This window comes from Cognatundibacterium aquatile (genome assembly GCF_014699135.1).
Classification (GTDB): Bacteria; Pseudomonadota; Gammaproteobacteria; order Burkholderiales; family Burkholderiaceae_D; genus Undibacterium; species Undibacterium aquatile.
In genome coordinates this window covers 1-12,199 of sequence record NZ_JACOFT010000010.1, presented here as the reverse complement: position 1 = coordinate 12,199, position 12,199 = coordinate 1, and the positions used below count along the sequence as shown (strand labels likewise).

Sequence of the window (12,199 nt, the reverse complement as noted above, 5' to 3'; positions counted from 1 at the left end):
CTTTCTTGCCAGCTTCAGCTTCCTTCAAGACACCGATGATTTGGGTTTCCGTAAATCGTTTTTTCATGCCTGCCTCCGTTAGGCAGACTCTACATCTTTATCGTACTAATTTTGGGGAGCAGGTCAGAGGGTATAAAACATCTATTTGGTGTCAAAGGCATATATTTTGTAGTTGCTACTAATATTGATCAACTTTCAGAATCGGTCAAAGCTGTCTACGGTGCGGGGTTTGATGGTGCGAGATATTTGAAGCGGTTTTTTGATCTTGAATATACTTTGCCAGAGCCAGATCGTTTTGCCTTTGCAAGGTATCTCTTTAGCAGTATTCAATGCCCGGAAAGTAGCTTGTTGTATACAGGGTTAAATTCACAAAATTTGTCAACTGATACCAACGATAGTCTCCCTTTGTTATTTAAGCATTATTCTGACTATTTCGAATGCGGATTGAGGGATCAAATTCAAATAATAAAAATTATTGAATCGGCATTCATTTATTTACAGCACAACCAGATAAACATTCATTTATTGTTATTTCTTGCAATGCTTTATCACAGGTCATCAACAATTTTCAACTCGGTTACTGAATACGGAAATCTATCGGATAGAACGGGTTTTCAGACGCTAAAACTTAATCCCGCAATCGGTGGTTTTAACATTGAGACGTATGACTCTCAACTGGGTGGGGGATTTTATCCAGCAAAAAAATATGTTCCTATTCCTGAAATCGCGACTATTTTTTTAGAGGCTAAAGATAAACTGACCGAAGAGGCTTTGGGCTTGAATAATATTAGAAGCGATGATTTTCCCAAAAATTTAAGACGATGCTTATTCCACGGCGCTACTACTGGTAGTGAGAGCATATGGAAGCAAAACATTAACAAGTACGTAGATATTGTCAGATTTTCAGGGGGGATTTAATTAAGTGAAAAATGATCGGGCACTCTAGCGTTTCTCGATTACTTTCTATCTTTCAGTCCATCAAAAACCGCTATTTTTTGCAAAAATCGGGGAGTATGTGCCGAAAACGCCTTATTCTCAGCAGAAAATAGGGGCGTTTAAAAATACTCCCCCCAGTATATTTTTCTCATTGACAGGCAAAAATAGGCAATCTGAGGTGGTGCGTGGTGTGTCTGGCGTCGGTGCCTGGCTGATGTGGCGGCGCAAGTTGCTCGTGTGTGGCGAATGGATTCGGCGGGAATTTGCCGTGATTTGAATAAAGACCGCAAAAGATCGCTTGTTTCTGGCTTAAATCCGGCGAGTCTCAGAGATAATGCGTCTATACGACAATCTATTGATGAGCGGATTATGGCAACACCAACTTTACCTACACTGGATTCAGCGACGCTGGACCCAGCCGACTGGAGCGCGCTGCGTGCCCAGGGGCATCGCATGCTGGACGATATTCTGGATTACGCAGAGCATATTCGCGAGCGGCCTGTGTGGCAGCCAATTCCTGAAGAGGTGCGGGCGAAATTTCAGCAGGGTTTGCCGCAGGGCGAGGGCGATTTAGCGGCGGTGCATCAGCAGTTTATGCAGGATATTCTGCCGTACTCAGTGGGCAATAGTCATCCCGGTTTCATGGGCTGGGTGCAGGGCGGCGGTAATCCTGTCGGCACGCTGGCGGAGATGCTGGCAGCCGGGCTGAACGCGAATCTGGGTGGACGGGATCATATTCCGATTGACGTGGAGCGTCAGGTCAGCCGCTGGGTCAGTACCTTGTTTGGTTTCCCTGAAAGCGCGAGTGGCTTGTTTGTGACGGGCACGTCGATGGCGAATTTCATCGCGGTGCTGGTGGCACGTTCGGTGGCGTTGGGAACGGAGGTGCGGAAAACAGGTCTGGCTTCATACGAGCAGCGTCTGGTCGCCTACACCTCGGCGGGGGCGCATGGTTGCATCGCGCAGGCGATGGATATTGCCGGCATAGGCAGGGATGCCTTGCGCATGATTCCGATGACCAGCCAATTTGAAATGGATACCGCTTTATTGCGCGAGGCGATCGCAGCGGATCGCGCTGCCGGGCTGACGCCATTTTTTATCGCAGGCACCGCTGGCTCGGTGGATGTTGGCGCGATAGATGATCTGACTACGCTTGCCGAGATCGCGGCACAAGAAAAAATCTGGTTTCACATTGATGGCGCATTCGGTGCGCTGGCGATGTTATCACCTGAACTGGCACCACGGCTGGCGGGTATAGAACGCGCAGATTCGGTGGCATTTGATTTTCATAAGTGGATGCAGGTGCCTTACGACGCTGGCTTTATTCTGGTGAGAAACCGCGAGGCGCATTTGGCGACCTTTTCCGCACCGGTCGGTTATTTGCGGCGGGAAACCAGAGGGCTGGCAGGCGGTTCGCCCTGGCCTTGTGATTTCGGGCCGGATTTGTCGCGTGGCTTCCGCGCTTTAAAGACGTGGTTCACTTTGCAGGTGTATGGCACTGAACGTCTGGGACAAATGATTGCGCACACCTGCGAACTGGCGCAATACCTGAAGCAACAGGTGGAGGAAAATCCTAAGCTGGAATTACTCGCGCCTGTGAATTTAAATATCGTGTGTTTTCGTTACCGCAGTGAGCGTATTGCAGATCTGGATGCCTTAAATGCAGACATTGTCGTCGCTTTGCATGAGGGCGGCATCTGTGCGCCATCAACGACATTCATTCGTGGGCAACTGGCGATACGTGCGGCGATTGTGAATCATCGCACCCGAGCCGAAAATATTGATGCACTCATCAATGCCACTATCGCGCAGGGTGACCTGCTGGTGCAATCCGCACAATAAACCTGGTTTCAGATATGACTACTCTTCACGAATCTCAGTACAGTACCTATATCGGCCTCGCACCTTTGATGCGGCGGGCTTTTGCAGGCGAAGATTTAAAACCCTTGGCCAATGCCTTGATTGCGCGGGCGCAGCAGTATCCCGATGACGCGAATGCGATGCTGGATTTATCGACGGTGCTGCTTTTGCTCGGCCATGCTGAATTGGCAGCGAGCACACAAATGGAAGCATTAAAAAAGCAGCCTTTGTATTCTGTGCCGGCAGCACATCCGGCGAAAATTAAATTGCTGGCGCTGCTGACCGATGGCGATCTGATGGCGAATACGCCGGTCGATTTTTTGGTTGAAGATTCGGACATCGATCTCGATTTGCTTTACGTGGGGCAGGGCATTCCCGCGCTGGATCAATTGCCTGAACATGATGTGATGTTTGTGGCGATTGGCGAGGCCGATGCTAAACATACGCTGCTGCTCGATTTACAGGAAATCGTCTCGCAATGGCCGCGGCCAGTGATCAATGCGCCGGAACGCATCGCCCATCTGGGGCGTGACCGCGCTTATCTGCAACTGCAATCGGCGCGAGGCGTTGAAATGCCGATGTCACGCCGCATTACCCGTCAGATGCTGGAACAACTCGGGCGAGGCGAGTTAGCCATCAGTGATTTATTGCCCGGCGATGATTTTCCCATCATCGTGCGACCGCTCGATTCACATGCGGGGCATGGTCTTGAGAAGCTGGTGTCGCCAACAGAAATCGCTGCCTATCTGCAGGAAATTCAGAGCGACGAGTTTTACATCGCCCGCTTTGTTGACTATCGCAGCGCCGATGGTCAGTTCAGAAAATACCGCGTCATGCTGATTGATGGCAAACCGTATATTGCGCACATGGGCATTTCGCAGCATTGGATGATTCATTATCTGAATGCCGGCATGGCGGAAAGCGCTGAAAAGCGCGCGGAAGAGCAGCGCTTTATGGCGAGTTTCGATACGGAATTTGTGCCACGTCACACGCTGGCGCTGCAAGAAATCTACGACAAATTAGGCTTGGATTATGTCGGCATCGACTGTGGTGAAACGCCGGATGGCAAGCTACTCATATTTGAAGTCGATAGCGACATGATCGTGCACGCCATGGACCCAGTGGAGATGTTCCCCTATAAACAGGCGACGATGAAAAAATTGTTTGCGGCATTCAGAGACTTGTTAATCAAACGCGCATCCGCTTCAACATTGCGCGCGCAGTAAGCAGGAGGCGCATGAGCAACGACGCTATTTTATCTGCTCTGAAACCAGCATTCACGTCTGGCACGAGTATTCCATCGCTGGCGCAATTGTTGGTTGATGGCGGTGATTCGCGTATTACGCTGGACACATACGGTGTGAATAAATATGGCTGTACTGTGGAGCCGCAAAGTACGCAAGACAGCTCATTTGCATTTGGCTCAGCAACCGCATCGACTATTTCTCAACGCGGTTTTGCGGCGGCAAATAGCGTCTATCAGCAGATCGTAGAAGCGTATCGCGACAAAAAGGAGTATTCGCTGTATTCCTTGTATGAGCAGGAAATGCAGAGCCTGCGTCAGGAATTAAAGCAGTTGTGTCAGACCGGTGATGCGGTGGATGTTGCGTTTGCAGCCTCTGGCACCGATTTGCATTTAATCGTATCGCAGCTATTTTCTGGGGCATCTTCAAGCCCTTCGATGATCGTGATGGTAGAGGCTGGCGAGACCGGAAGCTCGGTGCCTGCGGCGTTGCAGGGTTTGCATTTCAGCGATTGCGCGGCGCTGGGTGAGCCTGTTAGTCCGGGGCAGCAAGTGGGACAGTTTGGCGTATCTGAATTAGTCAATGTTGCTTTGCGCGAGGCAGATGGAAAGCCACGCGCCGCCGAAGATATTGACAGAGAAATCGAGGCGCTGGTCACAACAGCGTGTGGTCAGAATAAGCGTGTGTTGCTGGTGTTGGCCGATGTGACCAAGACCGGCATGATAGGGCCGTCTGTGCAATGTGCATTGGCGTTGCGGAATACATTTCCTGATCAGCTTGAGGTGCTGGTGGATGCCTGCCAATTCAGGCTGACGAATGCCACGTTGAATGCTTATCTGGATCAGCAGTTTTTAGTTGCGGTGACGGGCTCAAAATTTATCTCTGGCCCCAGTTTTTCCGGTGCTTTATTTTTCCCGCCGGAAGCGGCAATCAGATACAGGCAGCAAAACGCACCGGCAGGTTTATATGCTTATTCCAGCCGCGCTGACTGGCCTGCATCCTGGACTGGAATGGACGGTTTGCAGAAGAAGGCGAATGTCGGATTACTGGTGCGCTGGGTGGCGGCGATGGCGGAATTGCGGGCATTTCGCGCCTTGCCTGACGATGCAGTCAATCAGTTTGTGCAAGCGTTCCGGCGTGCGGTATTGACGTATTTTGATGCGTATTCTGGCCTTACGTTGTTACCGGTTCCTGTGCCCGATAGACAAGTGTTGGCGACGACGCCAGGCTGGGATCAATGGCCGACGATTTTTCCGTTTGTACTGCATCACGCTTCCGGCGAGCCGCTGAGTCGCGACCAGACGATGTCGGTGTACCGCCGCTTGCAAAATGAAAAGCGTATGCAAGTGGGACAACCTGTGACTTGTGGCGTTTGCCAACAGATTCCTGTCAGTGCCTTGCGCCTGTGTCTGAGCGCGCGGCTTATCGTGGCAGCATTGAGCGATGTGACGGATATTAGAAGTGGCGGAAATAAAGCAGACGAAATCATTGCCAAAGCGATGGCGGTATTGGATGCAGCACGCCAGCTCAGCTTGCTGCTTGATTCTTAGGCCCGTATCTGTATTCTGAATGTGTTGCCGTCAGGAATGTAAATAATGATTAAGCACCATTTTCAGGTAGAAATTTCATGCTAATCTGCGGCAGTAATCAGGTACTCATTATTCTTTTTTTGAGTTCTTTTTTAGTTTTTTGATTCGCGTAGTTATACAGATTTCATCTGCATTAAGCGTCGCCTTCTGACGTCATTTCAATAACTCTTACCTCAATATCATACGGTCATCACTCATCATGAAAATGGCAAAAAAGCGTTTGCGGCTACAACTTTTTTTGTTATTCAGTCTGATGTTGGTATTGGTGTGGGTTGTCGCTTTTTACGAAATGAATCGTAGTTATCAATCGGTGTTCAACGAGGCAAAGATACGTAACACCGAGGAGGCGCAGATTTTTGCGGAATACTCTTCCTCCAATATCAAGCGTCTCAACGAAACGCTGCTGGATCTTCGCAGAGCGTGGCGGGGCGATTGGAAGGAATTCGCCGAACTGGTTCAGCGCCGGCAAGAAATCATTCACGACATTTCTTTTCAGGTCGCCGTCATTGATAAAGATGGCATTATGCAGTTTTCGAATCTGGCCAAGCCATCCGAGCGTGTTGATCTGAGTGAGCGCGAACATTTTCGTGTTCATCAGCTTGCCCCGCATAAAGACCATTTTTTTATCAGCAAGCCCTTGAAGGGGAAAATTTCGGGAAAATGGTCGATCCAGTTTACGCGGCCTATCTTTAAAGACGGACAGTTCAACGGTGTTCTCGTGATTTCTGTCAGTCCCGATATGTTCACCAAATTTGCAGAAAAGGTTAATTCCAACGCCACCATTACAGTAGCGAGAGAAAATGGCTTTGTATTGGCTCGCTCACCGGATATCGATCTGAACAAAGGGATAATGATTGACGTCAGTCGCTTTGTAGATGACCGGGTTCCTTCTCAGGGGAATTTTCAGATTATCTCCAGGATAGACGGTGTGGAGCGTATCTACGGTTACCAGCGCTTGCCTGAATATCAGATGATCTTTATCACTGGCGAGTCTGTTGCTGGCATTTTGGTACCGTATCAAGTAACAAAGAGAAATGTCCTGATCATTGCGAGTGTCTTCAGCCTCATCAGTGCTTTGCTGTTTTTTATGTTATTCCGTGCGTTTAATGAAAAAAATACTGCACAGTTGAAGCTGGAAGAGCGGGAAGAAATTTTACGGCAATCGCAAGAAGTCGGTCGTATTGGCAGCTACTCTTTTGATCTGAATACTTTTCGTTTCGAGAGCTCGCCAAATATGGACGAAATATTTGGTCTTTCTCCCGATACAGATAAAACCTATGATGCCTGGCTGAAGCTGCTTCATCCGTCTGACCTCGAAGATGAACGTAAGACCATGCGCGAAGTCCGGCTCAATAGCGGTACTTTCCGACGGGAATACAGAATCATCAGGCCGATAGACGGTGCAGAAAGATGGATACTGGCGATCGGAAAAATGAATAAGCCGGATGAACATCAGCCCATGAGAGTGATGGGGATAGTTCAGGATATTACTGAGCAAAAGCAACACGAAGCAGAATTGATGAAAGCAAAGGAATTGGCTGAGGCGGCCAATGTTGCCAAAAGCTTGTTCCTTGCTTCAATGTCGCACGAGATCCGCACGCCGATGAATGGCGTGATTGGTATGACGGAGCTGGTTCTGGAGACGGAATTAAATCCGCAGCAAAGAGAATATGTGAATATGATCAAAGCATCGGCAGATTCTTTGCTGGTACTGATTAACGACATTCTCGATTCGTCGAAAATTGACGCAGGTAAGATTGATCTCGAAAGTCTGAATTTCGATTTATTCCGGGTGCTGGACGAGGTGATTAAACCGCTTGGTTTGCAGGCGGAAAAAAAAGGCGTTGAACTGATTCTGGATATTCAGCCAGATATCTGCCGGTTTGTGATCGGCGATGCTGGCAGGCTGAAACAAATCTTACTCAATATCCTGGGCAACGCAATTAAATTCACCACGAAAGGTGAGATTACCGTTCAGGTGCGATATACGCAGTACGAGCGGCGGCAGGCTGATTTGTATTTCAATATTATCGACACCGGCATAGGTATTGCTGAAGATAAAATCAGAAGTATCTTTGATTTGTTTTCGCAGGCGGATAATTCGATTACCCGCAAATATGGTGGAACAGGTTTGGGACTTTCTATTTCTTCCCGTTTGGTCGAGCTGATGGGGGGAACCTTATCCGTTGAAAGTAAAGTCGGCATTGGCAGTAAATTTAGTTTTACTTTGCCATTCCAATCAGCGCCCGAAGCCAGCCGTCTGCCACCCGCAACCTTGTTTCCAGATTTGCAGGTACTGGTTGCGGATGATAATCAAACCCACTTGAATCTGATGGCAGATGCTTTGCGTCAATCTGGGATGAAAGTCATTCAGGCTTGCAATGGTCAGGTGTTTTGGGATGAGTTTGTCAAACTCACTGATGCCGGGCGAGAAATTGATTTACTGGTGCTGGATGCACACATGCCCGATAAGAACAGCTTTCAACTGATCGAGGCATGCAACGAGGTTGCTAATACGGCACACCTGAAAAAGGCACCAAAAATATTGTTGCTGACATCTGCATTGACGCCTCAGGATATTGATCTTTGCCAGTCAATGAATTTAGCTTATCTGAATAAGCCGTTTTCAATGATGGAGTTGAAAGCGGCTGTTGGTCAATTATTTATTGATCATGACGTGCGCGCCTTATCTTCTGTCGAAATGTCTGCGGAAAATAAGTTGCAGCAAAGCCGCCTGAGTATTTTGTTGGTTGAAGATAATGAAATAAATCAACGCATTGCTACCGTCATTCTGGAAAAGGCTGGGCATCAGATACAAGTCTGCGGCAACGGTGCGCTTGCGTTGGAATTGCTTGAACGCCGGAAATTTGATCTGATCTTAATGGATATGCAAATGCCTGTCATGGGCGGGGTTGAGGCGACCGTGAATATACGAAACAAGGAACGTGTCAGTGGCGGCCATATTCCGATTATTGCTATGACTGCGAATGCCATGAGCGAGGATAAGGAGTTATGCCTGAATGCGGGCATGGATGGTTACATATCCAAGCCGGTGAGAGGTGAAAAATTGATGAGTGTTATTGCTGAAGTGCTTAATAAATGTAAGCTGTGATCAGCTGAAAAACGACACACGTTCCGGAGGAAAGAACGGAGGTTGCCGGGTTTGATTTGCCGCGTATTAATGCAATTGCTGAGACAATTGAGACAGAAAAATATGCGGATATGGTGATTGCTGCACACACGCTGAATTGGCACAAATTTTATTGTGTCTGCAACAGAAGGCCTGTGCCTGAACGTTTATTCAACCCGGGCTCATGCAGTGACGCGTTTCGCTAACTACAATTCTGAATCAGTCAAACTTGCTGACTGTTTATTGATAAAAACGGATGGTGTTGCGACCTTCCTGTTTTGCCCGGTACATTGCGGCATCTGCCCGATCCAGTAATTTCTCACCGCTGCTATCGCCGTTATTAAAGGTGATGACCCCGATACTGGCTGTGCATCGATGCTCGACGGTGATTGTTGTCCCATTGTTGTCAGTCTGTAGCAAATAAGGATCCGCCACAGCAGAAAGAATTTTTTTTGCGATACTTTCTGTCTGTGTATGTGCACTTGATTCGTCTGCGTCCATGTCGGTAATCAGTATGACAAATTCGTCACCGCCAAAGCGAGCCACGGTATCGGTCTGGCGCACGCACAATTGCAGGCGACGTGCGACCTCAATCAGCAACATATCGCCAACGTTGTGACCGTGTTTGTCGTTCAATGGTTTGAAATTATCCAGATCTAAAAACAGCAGTGCGCTATAACTCGCATTGCGAATATTCCGTGCTAATGCTTGCTTCAGATGTTCTATCAGTAGGCGCCGGTTAGGTAGCTGAGTTAATGCATCGAGATAAGCGAGCTGCTGAATTTTTTCATCCATGAGCTTGCGGTCATGAATATCTGTCAGAAAATTCAGACTGGCATTGTCACCGTGCCACTCGAATGCGACGCCGCTCAATTCAAACCAGCGGACGCCGCGGTGTCTGGTCGAAATGCGGATAGCATATTTCAGATCGTTGACTGTTGTCAGGAGTAATTTCTTCTGATTCTCTATCACCATAGCCTGATCTTCGTGATAGATGAGGTCGATGATGGATTTGTTTGTCAGTGTATTTGCGTCATACCCGGTCAATTCGCAGAGTTTCGGATTGGCGTAACGCAAGACACCATCATTGACAACGCAAATACCCTCGTTCGCAGTTTCGATCAGCAAACGATAATGTTTCTCACTTTCTCTGAGTTGCTCTACGGAAGAACTGCGTTCGATGGCAACACTGGCTAGTTTCGCAACAGCTTCGATAAGTTCAATATCGCTGCTCTCGGGGGCGTGCTCATCGCGGTGATAAATAGCAAATGTTCCAAGCACTTTCTGGTTAGAGGATAGCACTGGCTGCGACCAGCATGATGCCAGCCCTGCTTGCAGGGCTAATTCTTTATAAGAGACCCAGTAAGGATGGGTTGCAATTTTTTCTGCAATTACCCGTTGTTTTGTATATGCTGCGGTACCACAAGAGCCAACGCCCAAACCTATCTCAACGCCCTGGATAGCGCTGTTGTAAAACTCTGGCAGGCTGGGAGCAAAGATGCGGTTAAGGAATCTGCCGCGCTTATCAAGTAACAGTATGCTGCATAACATTTCCGGATGAAGCCGTTCAATGCCATTGATGATCGCATTCAAAATATCGTCGAGAGGTCGGTTAAGCGAAAGAAGATCAAGGATTTTATTGCTGAATTTTGTGAATGCCTGATTATCCAATGCACGTTTTTCTGCTCGCTCGTGCGTCATGAGAACAAATCCGATCGAGAGTAGGAGCAGGCTGACCAGCACCGTTATAAATGTGTAACTCTGGATAGAATTGGATTCGGCGATCGATGTTAATTTGGTCGATCCCAGAAGAAAACTGATCTCTCTCAACATCATGGCTGCAATGACTGAGACTAGCCCTGTTTCGATAATATATTGGCCTCGTCCAATCGTGTTATTTCGCATTTTTATGGCGAATGCCAGTAAGGCTGCACTTTGTAAAGTAAAGACCAGGGCGCTGATAACCATGCGAGCTTGTTGGTTATCCAGCAATATGCTAAAGCTGATAGCGATAAATACAACCGGCGCCCACAAAGTTAAGCGGTTTGGTTGCTCATCATGAAATCGATAAATAGCTTCACCAAACAAGGCAAAGCCAGCGGAAAGAAATGAATTGCCGACGACGATCGAGACCGCATCATTGATGTAGCCTCGCAAGCTGAATAGCAAATAGGCACCACCATGGAGAGCCAGAGCCAGTGACCACATGAAAAGCGGATTAAACAGCGAATTATTTTTACGATACGAAATCCAGGCAATTGCCAATGCCAGCGTAAAACTCGTTGTTACGATCACCAAAAACATTGTCGGTGTGTGAATCAACATAAAGAACCTTAAAAAATGTTTGTTGCTGTATGTACGCCGATTCAGTTGCTTCTCTGTTTCTGATTTACATCTGTGTTTTCAGTAGCCCTGTTATTTATTGTTGTTTTTGTTGCGATGGCGAAGATATCACTCGGCGAACTTATTTAAATTAATCTCTATTTCGCCCAGCTGTTATTTCTGTATCTATAAACTGAATCTAACAACTGCGGTCAGAATTTGTTTTGATCAAAAGCAAGCGTAAATAGTGATTTTTATTAATAATTGCCTGTTAGGATTACATAGAATACTTTTGTAAAAAGTAAATTTATGTGAACTTGATAAGTTTTCTGTTGGTGCTGATCAATCTGAGCAATGCCTTATTTCACAATTGCAGGCAGATAAATATCGCAAAATTCCGGTGGCATTCTTTTTGGTTTTCCTGTGCTGATTTCTATGCAAACCAGGTCCCATTTTCCGCGCATAATAATGGCCTGATCAGCTTCCCGGATTAATTGAAAACGCCTTTCCATATTCAGCTTTCCGTCGCTGGCAACAATCCAGGTGCCGAGTATGAGTTTGTCACCAAGGACTGAAGGTAATAAGTAATCGTATTCGGCATGGCGTATCGCCATCGCCCGATTCAGTTCTTGATAGTTGTTGAGACTGAGACCCAATTGCTCCGAATGCGCCCATCCGATCACTTCACACCATTGAACATATACAGCGTTGTTTGTGTGTTGGAGGCCATCGATGTCGCTGCTTGCTGGCGTCAGCTTTAGTGTGTAAGGCTGCGGGTAATCCCAAGTCATCATGTATTCCGTCTTGCGTGGAGAAGTTGTATAGTTTACTGCATCTGTCATGGCTCTCAATGCAATGATTATCCAATGATTTTAGGACTGGCGATCGGGAAGTCATTGCGTCTTATCTAAAGCTTGAAATTGGAATCAACAATGGTTCTCAGTTAGTTGACTATTTAAGCTGAGAAGAAAAAGCGAAGCGAAAGGGCGACGGGAGTTGACAGTGAGTGAGAAGTACTTCATAATCTCGTTTCTCTGCTGCTGACGCACACAACGATGCGAAGCAAAACTCGGAAGAGTGAGGTGGAAAAGAATTTTAGGATTCGCGGTTCTTTAACA

General features: G+C 47.5%; 7 protein-coding genes. 5 read left to right on the top strand and 2 right to left on the bottom strand.

Features of this window, described 5'->3' with window-relative positions:
- Positions 1 to 111 precede the first annotated feature (111 nt).
- The 5 genes from H8K26_RS17530 (at position 112) to H8K26_RS17510 (ending at position 8,741) form a co-directional block, all read left to right on the top strand.
- A complete protein-coding gene (locus tag H8K26_RS17530; protein WP_190481342.1) occupies positions 112 to 918 on the top strand; it encodes a P-loop NTPase fold protein in 807 nt (268 codons plus the stop codon).
- A gap of 387 nt (positions 919 to 1,305) precedes the next feature.
- A complete protein-coding gene (locus H8K26_RS17525) occupies positions 1,306 to 2,778 on the top strand; it encodes a pyridoxal phosphate-dependent decarboxylase family protein (protein WP_223827101.1) in 1,473 nt (490 codons plus the stop codon).
- Between the two features lie 14 nt (positions 2,779 to 2,792).
- A complete protein-coding gene (locus tag H8K26_RS17520) occupies positions 2,793 to 4,022 on the top strand; it encodes an ATP-grasp domain-containing protein (RefSeq protein ID WP_190481339.1) in 1,230 nt (409 codons plus the stop codon).
- An 11-nt stretch (positions 4,023 to 4,033) separates the two neighbouring features.
- Positions 4,034 to 5,590 carry a hypothetical protein gene (locus H8K26_RS17515; protein ID WP_190481337.1) on the top strand — a complete coding sequence of 519 codons (1,557 nt, stop codon included), beginning with the start codon at positions 4,034 to 4,036 and terminating at the stop codon, positions 5,588 to 5,590.
- 238 nt (positions 5,591 to 5,828) lie between these two features.
- Entirely contained in the window at positions 5,829 to 8,741 is a 2,913-nt protein-coding gene (locus tag H8K26_RS17510; protein WP_190481335.1) for a hybrid sensor histidine kinase/response regulator, read from the top strand.
- A gap of 258 nt (positions 8,742 to 8,999) precedes the next feature.
- Here the strand turns inward: H8K26_RS17510 and H8K26_RS17505 are convergent, their stop codons facing one another.
- Both H8K26_RS17505 and H8K26_RS17500 read right to left on the bottom strand, forming a co-directional pair.
- On the bottom strand, positions 9,000 to 11,084 hold the full coding sequence (locus H8K26_RS17505) for a sensor domain-containing diguanylate cyclase (protein WP_190481333.1): 2,085 nt from the start codon (positions 11,082 to 11,084) through the stop codon (positions 9,000 to 9,002).
- Positions 11,085 to 11,440: 356 nt separating this feature from the next.
- Positions 11,441 to 11,923, bottom strand: coding sequence for an acyl-CoA thioesterase (locus H8K26_RS17500; RefSeq protein ID WP_223827100.1), 483 nt, complete (start codon positions 11,921 to 11,923; stop codon positions 11,441 to 11,443).
- Between the last annotated feature and the right edge of the window lie 276 nt (positions 11,924 to 12,199).

Coding starts and splice junctions, on each gene's coding strand:
- H8K26_RS17505 (WP_190481333.1), bottom strand. CDS start 11,084: ATGTTGATTCACACACCGACAATGTTTTTGGTGATCGTAACAACGAGT.
- H8K26_RS17525 (WP_223827101.1), top strand. CDS start 1,306: ATGGCAACACCAACTTTACCTACACTGGATTCAGCGACGCTGGACCCA.
- H8K26_RS17500 (WP_223827100.1), bottom strand. CDS start 11,923: ATGACAGATGCAGTAAACTATACAACTTCTCCACGCAAGACGGAATAC.
- H8K26_RS17515 (WP_190481337.1), top strand. CDS start 4,034: ATGAGCAACGACGCTATTTTATCTGCTCTGAAACCAGCATTCACGTCT.
- H8K26_RS17510 (WP_190481335.1), top strand. CDS start 5,829: ATGAAAATGGCAAAAAAGCGTTTGCGGCTACAACTTTTTTTGTTATTC.
- H8K26_RS17520 (WP_190481339.1), top strand. CDS start 2,793: ATGACTACTCTTCACGAATCTCAGTACAGTACCTATATCGGCCTCGCA.